The organism is Leisingera sp. ABM4_060 (assembly GCF_056158765.1).
Genome location: NZ_JBSWTX010000001.1, coordinates 613365 through 629956 on the forward strand (window position 1 = coordinate 613365; position 16592 = coordinate 629956).

Genomic DNA, 16592 nt, shown 5'->3' on the forward strand with positions numbered 1-16592 from the left:
TTGTGCCAGCATAGAGGTATGCTGTTTTCCTTGCTCCAAACCCCGTTCCGATCCGCGTTTGCCGCCGCAGCGGCTGTTTGCGGCATGGCTACGGCTTCTGCTGCCGCAGCGGAGTGCCCGGCAGCACCTGACCACAACGCGCCGCTGGACGCGCTGCTGAATGAGGTCCAGCAGGCCGAAACCGAAGGTCAGGCGCGCGAGATTGCCGGCAGGATGTGGGAACTCTGGGCTGATGCCCCGGATGAGCAGGCGCAGGAAATACTGAACCGCGGCATGACCCGCCGGTCATCTTTTGACTTTCTTGGCGCGCTGGAGGACTTCAACCAGCTGATCGCCTATTGCCCGGATTATGCCGAGGGATATAACCAGCGCGCCTTCGTGCACTACTTGCGCCGGGATTTTGCTGCGGCGCTGATTGATCTGGACCGGGCGCTGGAGCTGTCGCCCCGCCACATCGCCGCGATGAGCGGGCGGGCGCTGTCGCTTTATGGCTTGTCACGGCTGGACGAGGCGCGCGTTGCCCTCACCGAAGCGCTGGCGCTGAATCCCTGGCTGCCGGAACGCCATCTCGCGGCCCCCGGAGGACCGCTTGCGCCGCCGGGGTCCGGGGACGTGGAGCTGTAGCGGCAACCGCATGACGGGAAAAATTTTTTGTAAACTCTGAAAACCGATTGTCCGTGCTTTGTCTGGAGGCTAGACCTGCGGCTAGGGCGCCGTGTTCCGGGCCCAGTGCGGACGTGGTGGAATGGTAGACACCGGAGACTTAAAATCTCCTGGCCCTATGGCCGTGCGGGTTCGAGTCCCGCCGTCCGCACCATTGATTTCAAAAGGAAATCTCCAGTGTGCGCCATTCCAGAAAATTGAGGTGGTACTCGTTGGTTACTCAAGTTGGTACTCGTTGCGTTCTCAGCGCCTTTTCCTGAGCGCTACAACGTTGTTCGCGGCGCCTGAACGGTCACGGGTGTAAATGTCCGTGGTCGAGCCCTGCGTATGCTGGGCGGCATGCTGAAGCGTCTTCGGATCGACCAGCGTTTTCGCCTCTGTGATCCCTCCAGACCGGGTGTCGCGGATTTGAAGTTTCTCCGGCAGCTTCAGGTCGCGGACGATTTTCTTGAAGTTCCGAGTTATCCCTCCGTTCTTCGGCGGCCGCCCTGTTGTCAGAACAATGACAGGCCCTGTCCGCTGTTCCTTGGGAACAGCCTGCAGACGCCGGCGAATGTTAGGCGTGTTGGTCAGATCGAATTCGTACGGATCTGGCAGGCTCTTCCTTGTCTTGCTGATGACTTTCGAGAAGGTTTTGAGCTCAGCGTCGAACATGTCCCAGGTTAGGCCGTCGACCCACATTTGGCCGCCGTCTTGTATGCCGCCCCGCCGACCTCCGGCGTTGACCCATTGGCCCTGTACGTCCACGCCGCGCAGCAAGAATTCGAACCGGATCAGTACCGCCAAGGAAACATGGCGCCAGCCGCGGCGGTCGGCCTCTTGCACAACGGCCTCGATCTGGTCGCGGGTGGCAAAAGTGCTGCGCCGTGGCGGGGCCTGAATACGCATCTCTTCGCGGATCGCCTTGATCTGCAGACATTGTTCTCGCACGCCGTCATCCTTGCCGATCTTGATCCCGTGAGAAACGATCAGGCTCCAGTGACGAAACCAATTGCTGATGTAGTGAACAGAGCGGCCGTTCTCCACCATCTGGCGCTTCCACATCATGATGCGCTCATAGTCGGTGTCGGCAATCAGAACCTCGCCGATGGCATTCTCCAGATACCGCAGTATCTTAAGGTACTGTTCCCGCGTCTGAGGCTGGACTTCCCATATACTGCTGAATTCGTCGGCTTTGTAGCGGCCGATCAGCCAGCCCCAGGTGCCAGGTTGCCGGCCGTTCCTTTTTCCTTCGTACCATTCCAGCATTTCGCGGGTCAGGGCACGACAGTGGCGGGCGCGCTCTAAATCCTGACCGTCACCTTCCTTGCCGTCCAAGGGGTAAGTCCTGAGGGAGTAGCCAGCATCCAGGTATTTCTTGGGAGGTCTCCAGAAATAGGTGCCGCGGTCTTTGCGGTGCTTTAAGCACGGCGCATAAGTGGGATCGCTGTCATCCCACACGCTTTGTTCAAAAGGCATTAGGGTTCTCTTGGTTGGTTTTCGACAACCACTCGGGACGCGTCGTCGCTTTTCTCATGTTGCGCTCGCGCGCCCATTCCTCAACTGCCTCACGATGGCGGAGCCCCACAGCCGGGTCAATCCGCGGAAACCCGTACTGCTGTTCGAGCATGGTTGATTTACCCTTGAAACACGGAAGCTTCATGCCAAGCGCTTTGGCGATTTCTGCGTCCGTGACGTAGAGCTTTTCCATGGCCTAGGCGTCCTTCTTTAATTCGTTGGGCAGGGGTTTCAGCGTGATTGGGATATTCTTCCTGTAATTGGCACTGGCTGTTTGAGCCTGCGAGATGGCCGACCGCTGTGATCGTCGGTTGGTCGACGGGCGAGGAACGTGCATCAGGGGATCTTTCTGCCGGCGGCTCTTCATTTTCAGTCCTCCAATTCTGGCGGGGCGACGGTGTTCATGGTTCCTCCTTTCTCCCGCCCTGGCTCACTCACGGATCAAGGCCAGGGCGGGGCTAAAACAGTGATCTGAGGCCCAGCCAGGCAGCGTGGAGAGCGATCCAGAAGAGGGCGCCGGCGGGGAGCAGGACGACCATCCACAACCAGCTCGCGGCTTGAGGGTCGCGACCCTCTTCAGAAAACTCCGGCTCGCAGATGCTGTGATGCACATCACCGTCGCGGGCAAGTTCCTGGATCTGATCCAACCAGGTGCGTGCCTTCTCGTGGTGCTGGATGACTTTGGTGATCCAGGCATCCATGGCCTCCGGAAAGTCAGCCCCTTCGGCGGAGATCCCTTGAAACTCCACAACCCACCTGGTGTCGGCATGGTCGACCGGGGTCTCGTCAGCAGGGCGCACCTTGCCGCCAAAGGCACTGAAGAGCTCGGCCCGGCCGTTGGTGCCGAGGTCCCGCAGGTTTAGGGCCGCGGAGTATGCGTTCATCGGTGTGGGTGTGCACTGCTGTTGCATGCGGTTCTCCTGATCCCGCCCTGGCTCCGTCTGTCGTGAGTGGTGGCGTTGCGCCCGGGGCGAGCGTGATTAAAGGGGCCGGAGGGTGCCTCTTCCCTCCGGCCAGTGCTCGCCTTGGCAGGTTTCGGGCCTTGGCAATTCTTGATTGGGATGTTGAGTGCGCGGGCGGAGGAGGAATTTGACGGGGAGCGTTCCGCCCGCGCGATCGTGCCGAAGCAAGCCGGCGCGAAGAGACTACTTGGGGCGGGGCAGGCCGTGGTTCCGCAGCTGGTAGCCATTGGCTTGTGCGTGGCTTCGGATGCGGGAGATCAGGCTGCAGTTCGGCTCAACGCGGTGCGCCATCGGCGGCAGTGTGCCTAGGTTCATCCGCTGGCCGCGTTGTTCCTTGAGCGTTGCCCAGGATGACTGGAACAGCGAAGGGATATTGCAAAATTGATCTGGATTACTGCAGATCTCAAGCGCGTCTTTGACGGTTTGGCTGGTTCTGGCTGTACGCATTTTGGGCCTCCCTTTCTGGAGGCAGTAAAGTCTAAATAATTTAGATGTTCAAGAAGAAAATCTAAAAAACTTAGATCTAAGGAGCCTGATGTGCGAACCAAAAATCGGTTAAGTTGTCAGAATTGAATTTATCTCAATGTCTTAGCGGGGAAGTTGACCATGAATGAGCTGGAACTTGGAAGGGTGGTTTCGGGTTATCTGCAGGCTTTGGAGGGGCAAGGCTTGGAAATAGAAATGACCTCGGACTTCGATCGGGTTCCAAGTCTTGCGATGGATACTGGCCGAACGTTTCAGATGCCCGGATTTTCCGCGGTCCGAGCAGACCACACTGAAAACACAGCATTTTGGCTGTTTCTGAAGGAGGGTGGCAATTATGTGGGTGGTGCAGCGGCAATGCTCCAGGATCTGGGAAGAGAGAGCCTCGCGGACTACCTGTTGCGAACTTCTCGCCATCAGTTCCCCGGTAAAACTGGAGGTGGTGTCGAGGCCGTGGCGGAGACGGTAGTTTCTGAATATCGTGGTCGTTTGGCCTATATCGGTGAGTTGCATTTTAAAGCTGGGCATAGGGGCAGGCGTGGCGACCGCTTAAAGCCATTTATGCGCATGCTCCACGCTCTGACGGTTTTGAAGTGGAGCATCGACTGGGTCTATGCGTTCATTCCGGAAAGTCACATGCAAGCGAGGCTGGATCTCGTCTATGGTTTCTCTAGATCCATTCCCAAGGCGCAGCGATGGCGCGAACCGGAGCCCGAAGTGCGAAGTAGCAGTGAGTGGCTCGTATCTGCTTCGAGAACAGAGTTGGAGCACATGTTGCTGTGTGATCTGTTAGAACTTGATGTCTTGGGAAAAGTTGACAACCAATAGCTTGCCGTCGGGCAAATAGACAGGCGCAAGTACGCGCCTGTACTGACGGGTGAATCTGCGCCCGTTTAGCAGGTGTTCGTCAATTGAGGGGTGGGTTATGACTGGCTCGCCCTTGCTGATGGCTTCGCTGTGAGCCAGCACTAGGTCGGCGTTCAGCTTCTCACTGAAGCCGTTGAGCGTTTGCTTTAAGCGAGAGCTGTTTGAAACCTCAAAACATATTGCTGCCAAGCTGTTGGGGCCGACCGAAATCGGTTAAATCCGGTTGCTTTCTTTGTCTGGAACTTCAAAGGTATCTACTCGATGGGCTAACTGATCAAAGCCCTCTAGGCGGCCGCTGTTTGCAAACCACCAGTCGAGGAAGTCCTGCAAAGAAACATCGGTGCCGACGTATTGTTGGCTTCGGGCAGTCGATTTCAGCCGGGAGTCGAGAATTGAGTGGGCGCGCTGCTTCAGTTCTTGCTCGTGCGCTTCCTGAGTAAGGGAAAGTTCGACGCCTGCGGACGAAAAATAGCTGAACGAAACCCCAAGCCCTCTCGATAGGGCGTCGACCGTTGACCATCCGATTTCCCGTTTGTTTTTTAAGGCGCTATTGAATGTGCCAGGCTTCAAGCCGCACCTTTTAGCCGCGGCCCTTCGTGAAAGCCCGAGGTCGTGCAGGAGGGCGTCGATCTTGTCGTGAATTTTCGCCATCTGTCTAACATTTTCCACACAGTGTGTACTTTGTTGCATAACAGATGCAAAGGCGGGATGCTACTCCCGGTTGAGGAGGCCGGAAAGTGGAAGACGAACTATTGGATGCGTTGCTCGTTGCTGCGGCTCAGTCCGGGCTTTCTGTAGATGCGCTCGAGTTTTTGAGCAGGGGGCTAGATGACAGGGCAATTGCTATCTTGTTCGGCAATGCATCCAACTTGCCCAAGTATATGAAGTCGAGGGAAAGCCCGTACCGTTCCTGTATTTTCAACGCGCCGTCGATAGATATCCGGAAACTGCCGCTCTCCCATTGGGAGTAGCTTTTCGTCGGAACCCCGGCGCCTTCAGCGAAGTCTTTTGAGCTCATCTCATAGAAGGCTCGAACTGCTCTAAGACGATTTGAGATCTCCGAAAACTTGCCTGTGACTCTCTTATGCTCCATGAGCCTGAGGTTACTTCCTCTAAAAAAATTAGACTATCCAAGGTTTGGTGGCTTGACTGTATCTAAATAATTTAGATAACTGGTTTCATGACCTTCGATCCTCGAAATCCGACTGTTGGAAAACTGCTCGATGCGCTTGGACGCGAAGATGTACGCCTGCGGATCTTTGACGCGAATAAAAAGCCTGAAGCTGGCAAAAAAGCGATCTCCCAAGCGGTCTGGGATGGCACGATGCCGGCGTCTTGGTTTGGGGTGGTTAGCGATATGTGCCGGGAGAGTGGGCTTGAATGCCCACATATTCTGTTCCGCTTTAAACGGGCGGAGACCGCTGAATGAAGCACCCGGTGTTGCCCCTTGATCTGATCTTGCCGTGTTCATTCACACTAGATGGCACGCTATGTTGGGCGCACCAAAACAATGGGGTTGCGCACCATGGCTAACCAACGCGCCTACCTGCACACATTGATGCGCGGACTGGTGACCCGCCACTACCCAGGCAAGCAGAACTGCGCTGCCCGGGAGATCGCTGAGTATTGGGAAGGGCGCAGCCTGGAAGACCGGGAGGTCGATTACGGCGGGTTTTCCCGCAAGATGAACGGCAGTCGCGCCTGGGACATCTTCGATCTCTATGCACTCATGGCGCTTACCGGCGATCGGCGGGTGTTGCAGGCGTTGGGGGAGATACCGGAAGGAAATGTTCCGCCATCAATCCCGCGCGCGGTCCTGGCAGCCAGGGCTGCCAAGGAATCCGGTGAGGCTGTTGCTGCCGCAATCGGTTCCGGCGATCCGGCATTGATTGCGAAGGAAGCCGGTGAGGCCGAGGCAGGGTTCCGGGACCTGCGTATCGCGACCGAGGCAGAGCTCGGCCGGGAGGGCAGAAAATGACCGGCCAGACGCCCCCGACAGAGCAAGCTTTCCTCTCCGCACTCAGGAGGCTGGAGGTTGAAACGCTGCGTCTTACAGTTGTGACAGAGCGATCTGCTCCACGTCCTCGGCCAGCTCTGCGCTGGCTTCCAGCAGTATTTGCATGGCTGGGTCGAGGTCTTCGGCGTCTTCCAGGCCTTGTAGGAAAGGGGCGGTGAGCGTCATGATGAACTCTTCCGGGTTCCGGGTTTCCTTTGCCATGCGTGCTGCCTGTGTGGCGACCTGCTGCTTCAAGGCGCTGATTTTGGCTTCCTGCTCCATGGCCCGCTGGAGGCTGTGTGGGTTTTCTCCGGCGTCAGACATCGTTTTTCCTTTCACCAATCACGTTGTTCAAGAGGAGGCAGGCCTATGCCAGCAGATCATAAGACATTCCGCCAAAAGGTTGTTCACTGGTTTCGGTACCGGTTCGACATCGGATACCGCTGCAGGCTGGAAATCTTCGAGTGGCAGCGTCGAAAGGCAGCCGAAAGCGGTGGGCATGCATGCAAACCCACCAAGATTGTCCGTGTCGAAGGAAAGGCGGAGTTTGTCAGGGATTCGGCGTAATCTCTTCCGAGGAGGTATTGAAAACAAAGTTCAGGATTTCCTCGGCGAACTCGCCGGTTTCAAAGACTGCTTCCATCATCTCGGTCTCGTTGAAACACCTATACAGCAAGGGTTTCAGTTCAGAGAGTTGCTGAGGTGTCAGGGGTTCATTTCGAGCGTTGCAGGCCATCATCAGCGCAATCAGCATGTTGTTGGAGTGCGCACGGGTCTCCAAGTCCTGAAGTCGCTGCTCTTCCGGGGTGAGACCATCCATTCAAGGATTCCTTTCGTCAAATATTGGCGTTTTGCGAGAGGTGCAGGCAGCTGGGGCGTGTGTCAAGCACCGGTTGCCTGCTGTAATGCGGCAGGCGACGGGGTGCCGTACCCCGGTACACGCGCTGAACGGGGGCTGGCGCGCCTGCATGCAGCCCCCTTTACCTCCCTGTTAGACAGGGGCGTGCGGTTGGTCTTTCCACCGCACGCCCATTTTCCGGGCGAGGCAGCATGAGTGCACACAGCGTCAAAACCCGCCGGCGGCATCCGGATCCCGCGACCTACAAGCGCGAAGGCTTCCGGGTCGGGCATATCTTGTTCGAGGTCTGCAACCACCCGGAACACGGCAAAACCTTCGCTTTGATTGCTGGTGAGGCCACTGAACCCAAGCTCTTGCGGCCGCTGTTCACCGGGTTTGTTCAGCGTGGCATGGGCACTCAACTGCGCCGCCTTGCCCACAGAATTGACGAACTGGAAGCCGGATTGCCGCCGGAGGAGGACCAGGAATGACGCTTCGCCCGATCGATGTTTCCGCGCGGCCAGCCATAGAAGTGGATATTCCACGCTCGGAGCCAGAGTTGCGCTGGCTGGATGTGAGCAGCATGGTCGTTGACGACAGCTACCAGCGGCCGCTTGGTGAAAAGAACTGGCGGGTGATCCATAAGATTGCAGAGACGTTCAATTGGGCCAAGTTCACGCCAGTCACAGTAGCGCCTTGCGGCGGCAGGTTGTTTGCCATCATCGACGGCCAGCACAGGGTGCATGGCGCAGCGCTGGCCGGGATACCCCGGGTGCCGGTTCTGATTGCCGAGATCTCGCTTCAGCAGCAGGCAGCCTGCTTTTCAGCAATCAACAGCGAGCGGACCAATGTCAGCGCGTTCCATATCTTTAAGGCTGCCCTGACGGCCGGGGAGGAATGGGCCAGGAAGGCTGATGCAGCCGTGTCGGCCGCGGGCTGCCGGTTGATGCAATACAACAGGACCTCCCGGCAGCGGGACGCGGGGGAGATCTACTCGATCGCACTGATCCGTGGATATGCTGAACGGAAATACGGGCAATCCGTTATAACTAGGGCGCTGCGTGCCTTGGCAGGATCAGAGCGGTCAGGGCAGGTCCAACTCTACCAAGCCCGCATTCTGAAGCCCTGGCTCGCAATGCTCTGGGAAGACCGGGGACTGTGTGCATTAAATCTGGAAGCGTTCGTTTCACGGACCGACTTGGTGCGGATCCGCGACCGGGTAGGGGAGCTTCGCGAAGATCCGGAGTTTGCTAAGCATTCAGACTACGCCCTGGCGGTCAGGTCATTCCGGCTGCTCCTGCGCAAAGGGGCTGTCGACGGTGCCATCGGAGCAAGAGTTTGAATGCGAGGCCAAATATCGATCAGCGTGACGCTGAAGCCAGGGCTCTGCTGAACCACCTGCATGATTGCCTGGTCAACGTGCGGGAGCGGGAGTGGCGACCGGTCGCCGAGCTTTTGGCCGCCTGGCTTGACATAGCGGGGGCGGGTTCACCGGAACTGACTTCGTTTGGTGACATCCGGGAAGATGCCAGGTGGTGGGCAGATCTCGCCACTCCACAAGAGCTGGAGGCTTACGTCGGAGAGGGCTTGCGGCGGATCGAGCGCACGCAGTTTGCGTCCGTCGCCCGCAAGCGTCTGTTCGTGGTGCTGTGGGAAACCATGGGTGACAGCGACCGGCTGAAGTTCCTGCAGCGGGTCGATCCGGACGGCAAGTTTCGTAAGGCGAAATCGTAATGGACGGAGTAGATCTCGTGGACCGTAGCGACCCCTTTGACACTGTTACACCGATTGCGCCGGCGCGACCGCCCGCGCCGGAAGACAATCCCTGGCGCAGGCAGGCGGTTACCGATGCCAAGGCGCTTTGGAGCCGGTCTGGTTGTGGTCACCGCGGGATTGTTGGACCCTACCTGGCTTCATGCGGGATCGAGCTGCCTGAGATCCCAGATTGCCTTCGGTTCGTTCTGAAGCACTCATATATCAAAAAGATTGGCGGTGCGTACCTGGAGCTGCACAAGGGGCCGTGCATGACGGCAGCCATCTATGACGAGGGCTGGTGCATCCTGGGGGTTCATCAAACCTGGGTGGATATGGCGCCGCCTCACGGCCGGGCTCCGATCGAGCACAATGGCCAGGCGTTCCCGGCCGACATGGTGTGCGGATCCAAGTCGGGCGGCTTCATACCGCTGGATACGCCGGAAGAGCATGAGGCCCTGGTGATGGGCGCCAGCATCGAGGTCACTCTGCGAGCGTTCGCCGCGCGTGCCTCCGGGATTGAGACCGCGGCCTTCTGGGCGGGTATCGATCTCAAGAACATGGCCGGGAAGATGCTGAAGGAGGCGGGTAAGCGGTATTCCGGCAGCCCGGATCTGGAAGATAGCAAGTGTTTTGTTCCTCCGCACTGGGTGAAGCGCCTTGTGTTTCTGCAGACGGGGGAAAGCGCGGCCGAACGTCTGAAACTGGAATGCGGGCTGAAGCGGGCGATGTACTTCCGGCCGGGGCTGCGCGCCTCGATCGTCAGGATCGGTTCCGGGGCGAAATAGGTCTGTCTGCCGTTTCCCGCGGCGGTCAGGTCAATAAGCAAGAATGAAAGGGACAAGCTATGGCCGGTGATGACGAAATGCAGAGCGCGTTCGAAAGCGAGGAGATAATCCAACCGATGGACGGCGGATCTTCTTCGCAACCTCCCTCAGGCGCGCCTTCTGAGAGCCCGCCCCGGAAGAGTGCCAGCGCGGCTTCCTCCAGCGGGCACCGCAGAAAACGCGTTAGTGGGGGTGGCGGCGCAGACAGTGGTCCAAAGAAGAGCAGCATTCTGCCTGGCAACTTCCCGGTTCAACCGCTGGGATCCACCAGCGGCAGGTATTACTTCCTGTCTGCCAGGGGGGAGCTCACAGAGTTGAGTGCTGGCGCGATCTCTAACCGGCAGAACCTGGTGAACCTTCTAGCAGGTTCGAAAACACCGTTGCGGCATCTAAAGGATCTTGCCCCGCCGAAGTCGAAAGATATCGAATTCAATTCCACGATCGCCGCCGACAAGCTGATGCGGGCCTGCAGTGAACTCCCGCTTTACGATGTTTCTCGGCCGATCCGTCACTTCGGTACCTGGAGAGGAGCAACTGCCCACCCAATCGTTCATCTCGGCGAGAAGCTCGAAGTCGCGCCAGAAGAGGAACAGGTGGGCCGAATGGTGAGCGGCGCTCTTTACCCTGCGGTGCCGTCGCGAAGCGGCCCAAGCGAGCAAATCGTGTCAGCTGATGAATTGGACTGGATACGTGAGCGCATTCAAAGAGGGTGGGCCTGGCGGCTTCCATGTGCCGGCGATCTGGTCATCGGTTGGATCGGTCAAGCCGTGCTCGGGCAGTACCCGGATTGGCGCGCGCATATGTGGATTCGGGGGCAAACCTCCTGCGGCAAGTCGACCTTGCTGAACATCATCTCGAGCCTGCTGGGCGGCATGTCAAATGGTGTCGAAGAAACCACCTCTGCTGCGGCAGTGCGTCAGCTTACGAACAGGATGGCTTATGCCCGCCTGTTCGACGAATCAGAGAGAAAGGGCGATGGTCAGATCGAAGAGGTCATTGGACTCTTCCGCCTGATGTCTGGCGCCAAAGGTGCCAGGGTGGCTAAAGGGACCTCCGATCACGCGGGCATCCGGTTTGAACTTTATGGGGCCGGGCTGCTCGCCTCGATCATTCCCGGTGTAATGGAGCCGCAGGACCAGAACAGGTTTGTCGTCCTGGCAATGGGATCTCGCGAACCCTCTGGGACGCCAGAGGATGATGCCCTGCGTCTGATAGAACTGGAGCAGGATGCAGCCAAGTTTGGGCCAATGGTCTGGCGCAGAATGCTCCGGTTGGCTCCTCAGCGGTGGGATCAGACGTACAGGATATATAACGCCATGGTGCAAGGTCTGGGTGGTAGTGCTCGGGTTGGTGACACCATCGGATCGATGCTTGCCGGTTGGGATCTGATGCTGTTTGAAGCGCCGCTGCTAGATGCGGATAACGGAGAAAAGGATCTCGTCAGGCTCGAGCGTGCAAGGTCCATAGCAGCTCCTCTGATAGAGCAATACCAGGCCTCCGAAGATGAGACTGAGGCCCAGAGTTGCTTGCGGCATATTCTCACATCCTATATCCACAAAGACCATGGCGGGCTTGTTCAGGTAAATGAGCTCATCCTGGCCATCCAGGAATACAAAGACGCCAAGTCCGGGGAATATGAGAACAAGCTTCTAGCCCGGCTCGGGCTTAGGGTCATGCCAGGGGACAGGTTTCAGCGTGACCTGTTCATAGCCAATCCTCGGAACCAGCAATTGGACAAGGCTCTGGCAGGCACCAGGTGGCGCGGTGGCAGCCACCGGGATGCATTGGACACTGATCCCGATATCAAGCCCGCTCCGGGCTCTGTGCGCACGGGAGGCCAGCCACCACAACGGGGCTTAATCGTCCCCGCGCGTTTCCTCCCGGGATTTGAGGAAAAGACCGATGCTGAAACAGAGGGGGCAGATGGGTGAAATCGTTGGGCATCCGTAACGGTGAAGATGTGAGCGTTACGCCATCGTTACGGTTGAAGTTGAGCGGGCAAGAAATTGATATTATTAGATAAAGACCCGAAAAATTCATGCATGTAACGGTGTAACGGTGCAGTCAGCGCCTTCCTGAGGCGCGCGCATGCGCGAGGATGTATTCAGATCTAAGCGTTACGCTGTTTCACAACTCTATTTATTGAAAGAAAGATATTAATAAACAAAGACTTGCCACTGAAACGCTGGGCGTAACGGTGGCGTAACGGTGCAGCAGGAAGCGTTACGCATCGCAGAAAGAGGCAGAAGCTATGGCAGCCAAGGCTCAGAAAGCTACGAGCGCGGTTAAGGTAGGTGATCGTACAGCCAATGGGGACGTCCTGGTGGCAGTCGATCGGGATGGTGTAGCGCAGCTAGTTCCCATGACAGAGGCGGCGCGCGTCGACTTCGCGCTACGCATGGTGAAGTCCGGATGCGCCATACCGGCAGGGTGCAGTGACAAGATGCCAGCAGCGCCGGCACGCGGTGAGCTGCTGCCCTTTGATCCGATGGCAATGGTAGCTCATGGCGCCGGTCAAACCCGGGTGGAGCACATGGGGTACAGAGGCAAAAGCGGTGCCCGGGTTCGCGATGTGTTCGACAAGATGACCGATCAGGCGCAGCGCAGCCATGCGGACAAAGGCAAGAAAGCCGGGCCGTTCGTTCCGCCATTCACCCATGGTCAAATCTTTGCGGCCCGTGACTATGCTGCGCTGACTGAGCGCTGCAATGCGTCAGGGGTCAAGTGCTCCTCCCTCGAGTCGCTGCGGCAAAGTTCATACGGCGGTGACCGGGAAGCTGCGGTGTTCCAGGACTTTGCCAGACTTCGTGCACTGCACCGCCGGATCGGCAACGGGCTGGCAAAGGAAGTCAGGCGGATCCGGCCTGAAGGGCGCAAGCGCCAAGCTATCTACGTGCGACGGCTGGTTGACCTGGTGTGCCTTGGAAACATGGCGATCGCCGATGTTTTGAAGAAGCACGGATGGTCCGTTGATCAGAAGAGCAGGGAAGGACTGAGGCTGTCACTGTGCTCTGCGTTGGACCGCATGCAAGGATACCGGTGCGCCGATCCTGTTGACAGTTAGCCTCCCCGGATGGCAGGCATGTGTCATCATCACAAATTGCGCCCGGAGCAGAGACCCTGCTGCCGGGCGTTTGTGTTTCTATGCCGCGGTAGAGCAGCTGGTCAGTTCGCCGGGTTCATACCCAGGAGGTTGCAGGTTCGAGTCCTGCCCGCGCAACCAGTTCAACAAGAAGGAGAAGGCAGATGACTGTCCAAGCAAAGTTTTGGGTCAGCGCGATCCACCATCAAAGCCCCAAGATCGGAGAGTGCGACCAGGTGGCCACCATTGAAATGTAGCCGGTGTTCTGTGATGGCAATGAAGGCTGAGCCAAGTATACGCCCAGCGGTAAGATCGAGATGTGCATCACCAACCCTGCTGCGATTGACCAGTTCGAACTGGGTGGCGAATACCTGCTGTCCTTCGACAAGGTAAGCTAAGAAAGCTGTGTATCCAGATGGGTGTACTGAAAGGGCGCGGTCTGCCATCCAGGCTCAAGGCTGAGCCCTCCCGGTTCAAACGTAAACCACGATCAGGTCACGGTGATGATCTGGATCGCCGGTCAAAGAACTGGCTCAATACCGCACGCTGGCAGAAGCTGCGGCTGAAGATCCTGGAACGCGACGACTACATCTGCCAGCAGACTGGTGTTGCCCTGGTCGGCAAGTACCCTGAGCCCAACAGCCCGGAGGTCGATCACATCGTCCCGCACCGCGGCGACTGGGATCTGTTCTGGGATGAAGACAACCTGCAGTCGGTCAGCAAAGCCTGGCACGCCAGCACTAAGCAAAGCCTCGAGCGCCGCGGCCTCGCGTAGGGGGGTAGGGGGGGAAATCCCTCCGACCGCCCCGGACGCCAGACCCGCCCCCCAATCACGCGGAGATTTTTTTCTTGCCCGAAGAACAATTCGACCTGTTCGGCGATCCAGTACGGCTTCCCAGCGGAAAAAGAGGGAGGCCCAAACATGAGCCGACCCAGAAAAACCGAAATAAAGTCATGATGTTACTGGCTTTGGGATGGGGAAGTGAGAGCATTGCAAACGCCGTTCACTGCTCGGTGCCTACGCTAAAAAGGTATTATTTTTCGGAGCTTAAGCGCCGTGACATCCAGCGGGACCGGCTTAACGCATGGCGGTTTGAAAAGGTCATGGAACAGGCCGCGGACGGGAATGTCGGTGCGCAGCGCCTCCTCGACCAGATGATCGCAAAAAACGATCTGATGCTGAGCGCTGCTTATCTCCGGGACGCTCAAGAAAAGCCGGGCCGAAGGAAACCGCTGGGCAAGAAGGAGCAGGCGCTCAGGGATGCCAGCGATGTCGCCGACGGCTCTTCAGATGATGGCTGGGGTGATGACCTCAAGCCGGGTCTTCACTGATGCTGGATCTTTTGCCCGACCTGGAAGAGATGGGTGTCGACCCGGAATGGAACACGGCTGTTCCGGACTGGGAAGACCGCATCCTGAAAGGTCTGTCGCTCATTCCGGAGCTGCCGCTCTATGACGAGGTGGCAGAGAAAGCGCTCCGGATCTTCAAACGGCTGAAGGTTCCGGATCTGCCTGGCACACCTACCTTCGGCGAGATCTGCGATGACTGGGTCCTGGACTTCGTTCGGGTCATCTTCGGCAGCTATAATCCGGAAACCAAACGGCGCATGCTGCGGGAATTCTTCCTGCTGGTTCCCAAGAAGAACGGGAAATCAGCGATCTCGGCCGGGATAATCGTAACGGCGGCGATCATGAATGAGCGGCCGCAGGCCGAGCTCTTGCTGATTGCTCCCACTCAGAAGATCGCCGGCATCGCCTTCAAGACTGCGCGAGGCATCATCGCCCTGGATGATCAGTTGTCCAAGCTGTTCAAGGTCCAGACGCATCAGAAACAGATCACCCACCTGGTTACCGAGGCGGTTATCATGATCCTGTCGGCTGACGGTGACGTCGTGACCGGCTCCAAGGGGTGCTACATCCTGGTCGATGAAACCCACGTTCTGGGCAGCAAGCACAAGGCGCCGGAGATCTTCATTGAGCTGCGGGGCGGGCTGAAGTCCCGGCCCGAGGGTTTCTTCCTGCAGATCACGACGCAGTCGAAAGAGAGGCCAACCGGGCAATTCGAGAATGAGCTGCAGACGGCCAGGGCGGTGAGGGACGGCGAGATCCGCCTGCCGATGCTGGCCGTGATGTACGAACTTCCTGTCTGACGTCAGCGCCAATGGGACAGTTTAGGCTGATTTGATAAGAGAGGGTTTCTGGCACATCGTAACCGCCAAGGAGTGGAGATGAGACAGAAACCCGGAACCAAGCAGAGCCACGGCGAGAGGGTCGTCAAGGATATCCGCCGGGCCACCCGCAAGCAGTATTCAGCGGAAGAGAAGATCAGGATCGTTCTGGACGGCCTGAAGGGCGAGGACAGTATTGCTGAGCTGTGCCGCCGCGAGGGCATTGCTCAGAGCCTCTATTACAGTTGGTCCAAGGAATTCCTCGAGGCTGGGAAGAAGCGCCTGGCGGGCGACACGGCGCGTGCAGCGACGTCGAGCGAGGTCAAGGATCTGCGAAGTGAGGCGCGCGATCTTAAAGAGGTCGTTGCCGAGCAGGCATTGGAACTGCGCCTTCTGAAAAAAAGCATACTCGGGGATGGGGGCGATGGCGAATGAGGTACCCCGCATCCGAGAAGCTGGAGATCATCCGGCTGGTGGAAGGATCGCATTTGCCAACCAAACGCACGCTGGACAAACTGGGCATCCCCAGAGCGACCTTCTACCGCTGGTATGACCGGTATCTGTCTGGCGGCCCTGAGGCGCTTGAGGACCGCCGCCCCAGGCCGCCACGGGTCTGGAACCGCATTCCCGAGGCGGTCCGGGAGAGGATCAAGGACTTGGCCCTGAAGGAAAGCGAACTGTCGCCGCGCGAATTGGCCGTGCGCTTCACTGACACGGAAAAGTATTTTGTGTCAGAGGCTTCGGTCTATCGCATCCTCAAGTCCTATGATTTGATCACCAGCCCGGCTTACGTGGTTCTGTCGGCGGCAGACGAGTTCCAGGACAAGACAACGCGTCCCAACCAGCTGTGGCAGACTGACTTCACCTATCTCAAGGTCATCGGTTGGGGTTGGTTCTACCTATCCACGATCCTGGACGATTACAGCCGCTACATCATCGCTTGGAAGCTCTGCACGACGATGAAGACGGGCGACGTGACCGACACCCTGGATCTGGCGCTGCAAGCCTCGGGCTGCAACCAGGCGAAGGTTCTGCACAAGCCACGGCTGCTATCAGACAACGGTTCCAGCTACATCTCTGGCGAGTTGGCTGACTGGCTGGAAGATCAGCAGATGCATCACGTTCGCGGTGCGCCATATCACCCGCAAACCCAGGGCAAGATCGAGCGGTGGCACCAGACCTTGAAGAACCGCGTCCTGCTGGAAAACTACTACCTACCGGGCGACCTCAGGCAGAAGATCGGCACCTTCGTCGAGCACTACAATCACCACCGTTATCACGAGAGCCTGCTGAACCTGACACCCGCTGACGTCTACTTCGGGCGAGGGCAAGCCATTCTAAAACAACGAGAAAGGATCAAACGAAAGACCATCGAAACGCGGCGCTTGCTTCACCGCAAATCCGCAGCATAATCAGACCACCAGATGAGCCAGACCCTCTCTTAGATCACGCCGCAA

The 16592-nt window shown here is 58.1% G+C and carries 22 protein-coding genes and 2 tRNA genes; 16 read left to right on the forward strand and 8 right to left on the reverse strand.

The window, feature by feature from the left end:
* Positions 1-84: 84 nt before the first annotated feature.
* Both ACXAEH_RS03035 and ACXAEH_RS03040 read left to right on the forward strand, forming a co-directional pair.
* Complete coding sequence (locus ACXAEH_RS03035) at positions 85-624, forward strand: tetratricopeptide repeat protein (RefSeq protein ID WP_475031016.1); 540 nt, start codon at positions 85-87, stop codon at positions 622-624.
* A gap of 107 nt (positions 625-731) precedes the next feature.
* Positions 732-817: transfer RNA gene (locus tag ACXAEH_RS03040), tRNA-Leu, on the forward strand.
* Positions 818-906: 89 nt separating this feature from the next.
* Here the strand turns inward: ACXAEH_RS03040 and ACXAEH_RS03045 are convergent.
* The 4 genes from ACXAEH_RS03045 to ACXAEH_RS03060 form a co-directional block, all read right to left on the reverse strand.
* Positions 907-2121: a hypothetical protein gene (locus tag ACXAEH_RS03045; RefSeq protein ID WP_475031017.1), complete on the reverse strand. Its 1215-nt coding sequence runs from the start codon at positions 2119-2121 to the stop codon at positions 907-909.
* Positions 2111-2353 (reverse strand): hypothetical protein, encoded by a 243-nt coding sequence (locus ACXAEH_RS03050; RefSeq protein ID WP_475031018.1) that lies wholly within the window; start codon positions 2351-2353, stop codon positions 2111-2113. Before ACXAEH_RS03050 ends, ACXAEH_RS03045 begins: the two co-directional genes overlap by 11 nt.
* A gap of 265 nt (positions 2354-2618) precedes the next feature.
* Positions 2619-3071, reverse strand: coding sequence for a hypothetical protein (locus ACXAEH_RS03055; protein WP_475031019.1), 453 nt, complete (start codon positions 3069-3071; stop codon positions 2619-2621).
* A 234-nt stretch (positions 3072-3305) separates the two neighbouring features.
* Positions 3306-3569, reverse strand: a complete 264-nt coding sequence (locus ACXAEH_RS03060) for a hypothetical protein (protein WP_475031020.1) — start codon at positions 3567-3569, stop codon at positions 3306-3308.
* Between the two features lie 159 nt (positions 3570-3728).
* Here ACXAEH_RS03060 and ACXAEH_RS03065 point away from each other — a divergent pair, with 159 nt between their 5' ends.
* Positions 3729-4433, forward strand: a complete 705-nt coding sequence (locus ACXAEH_RS03065) for a hypothetical protein (RefSeq protein ID WP_475031021.1) — start codon at positions 3729-3731, stop codon at positions 4431-4433.
* Positions 4434-4685: 252 nt separating this feature from the next.
* Here ACXAEH_RS03065 and ACXAEH_RS03070 read toward each other — a convergent pair whose 3' ends face one another.
* Positions 4686-5123, reverse strand: coding sequence for a helix-turn-helix domain-containing protein (locus ACXAEH_RS03070; protein ID WP_475031022.1), 438 nt, complete (start codon positions 5121-5123; stop codon positions 4686-4688).
* A 127-nt stretch (positions 5124-5250) separates the two neighbouring features.
* Entirely contained in the window at positions 5251-5565 is a 315-nt protein-coding gene (locus ACXAEH_RS03075) for a helix-turn-helix transcriptional regulator (RefSeq protein WP_475031023.1), read from the reverse strand.
* An 87-nt stretch (positions 5566-5652) separates the two neighbouring features.
* Here ACXAEH_RS03075 and ACXAEH_RS03080 point away from each other — a divergent pair, with 87 nt between their 5' ends.
* A complete protein-coding gene (locus ACXAEH_RS03080; protein ID WP_475031024.1) occupies positions 5653-5901 on the forward strand; it encodes a hypothetical protein in 249 nt (82 codons plus the stop codon).
* A gap of 51 nt (positions 5902-5952) precedes the next feature.
* Positions 5953-6450: a hypothetical protein gene (locus ACXAEH_RS03085; protein WP_475031025.1), complete on the forward strand. Its 498-nt coding sequence runs from the start codon at positions 5953-5955 to the stop codon at positions 6448-6450.
* Positions 6451-6522: 72 nt separating this feature from the next.
* Here the strand turns inward: ACXAEH_RS03085 and ACXAEH_RS03090 are convergent, their stop codons facing one another.
* Both ACXAEH_RS03090 and ACXAEH_RS03095 read right to left on the reverse strand, forming a co-directional pair.
* Positions 6523-6792, reverse strand: a complete 270-nt coding sequence (locus ACXAEH_RS03090; RefSeq protein ID WP_475031026.1) for a hypothetical protein — start codon at positions 6790-6792, stop codon at positions 6523-6525.
* A 226-nt stretch (positions 6793-7018) separates the two neighbouring features.
* Complete coding sequence (locus tag ACXAEH_RS03095; protein WP_475031027.1) at positions 7019-7288, reverse strand: hypothetical protein; 270 nt, start codon at positions 7286-7288, stop codon at positions 7019-7021.
* A 230-nt stretch (positions 7289-7518) separates the two neighbouring features.
* Between ACXAEH_RS03095 and ACXAEH_RS03100 the strand changes: the two genes are divergently transcribed.
* The 11 genes from ACXAEH_RS03100 to ACXAEH_RS03150 all read left to right on the forward strand — a co-directional run bounded on the left by ACXAEH_RS03100 (position 7519) and on the right by ACXAEH_RS03150 (position 16547).
* Positions 7519-7797, forward strand: a complete 279-nt coding sequence (locus ACXAEH_RS03100; protein ID WP_475031028.1) for a hypothetical protein — start codon at positions 7519-7521, stop codon at positions 7795-7797.
* Positions 7794-8648 (forward strand): hypothetical protein, encoded by an 855-nt coding sequence (locus ACXAEH_RS03105; RefSeq protein ID WP_475031029.1) that lies wholly within the window; start codon positions 7794-7796, stop codon positions 8646-8648. The genes ACXAEH_RS03100 and ACXAEH_RS03105 overlap by 4 nt, the downstream gene beginning before the upstream one ends.
* Positions 8645-9040 (forward strand): hypothetical protein, encoded by a 396-nt coding sequence (locus tag ACXAEH_RS03110; protein ID WP_475031030.1) that lies wholly within the window; start codon positions 8645-8647, stop codon positions 9038-9040. The genes ACXAEH_RS03105 and ACXAEH_RS03110 overlap by 4 nt, the downstream gene beginning before the upstream one ends.
* The gene (locus ACXAEH_RS03115) at positions 9040-9846 is read left to right on the forward strand and encodes a DUF7146 domain-containing protein (RefSeq protein WP_475031031.1); all 807 of its coding nucleotides are present in this window, start codon (positions 9040-9042) and stop codon (positions 9844-9846) included. Before ACXAEH_RS03110 ends, ACXAEH_RS03115 begins: the two co-directional genes overlap by 1 nt.
* Positions 9847-9905: 59 nt before the next feature.
* Positions 9906-11816 (forward strand): hypothetical protein, encoded by a 1911-nt coding sequence (locus ACXAEH_RS03120; protein ID WP_475031032.1) that lies wholly within the window; start codon positions 9906-9908, stop codon positions 11814-11816.
* A gap of 320 nt (positions 11817-12136) precedes the next feature.
* Positions 12137-12949 (forward strand): hypothetical protein, encoded by an 813-nt coding sequence (locus tag ACXAEH_RS03125; RefSeq protein WP_475031033.1) that lies wholly within the window; start codon positions 12137-12139, stop codon positions 12947-12949.
* Positions 12950-13030: 81 nt separating this feature from the next.
* Positions 13031-13108: transfer RNA gene (locus ACXAEH_RS03130), tRNA-Met, on the forward strand.
* A gap of 274 nt (positions 13109-13382) precedes the next feature.
* A complete protein-coding gene (locus tag ACXAEH_RS03135) occupies positions 13383-13742 on the forward strand; it encodes an HNH endonuclease (RefSeq protein WP_475031034.1) in 360 nt (119 codons plus the stop codon).
* A 74-nt stretch (positions 13743-13816) separates the two neighbouring features.
* A complete protein-coding gene (locus ACXAEH_RS03140; protein ID WP_475031035.1) occupies positions 13817-14299 on the forward strand; it encodes a resolvase in 483 nt (160 codons plus the stop codon).
* Positions 14299-15117 carry a terminase large subunit domain-containing protein gene (locus ACXAEH_RS03145; RefSeq protein WP_475031036.1) on the forward strand — a complete coding sequence of 273 codons (819 nt, stop codon included), beginning with the start codon at positions 14299-14301 and terminating at the stop codon, positions 15115-15117. Before ACXAEH_RS03140 ends, ACXAEH_RS03145 begins: the two co-directional genes overlap by 1 nt.
* 78 nt (positions 15118-15195) lie before the next feature.
* Positions 15196-16547 (forward strand): IS3 family transposase gene (locus tag ACXAEH_RS03150; protein ID WP_475031037.1). Its coding sequence is split into 2 segments (ribosomal slippage): positions 15196-15532 and positions 15532-16547, totalling 1353 coding nucleotides; the frame shifts between segments, so codons are not numbered across the junction.
* Positions 16548-16592 lie beyond the last annotated feature (45 nt).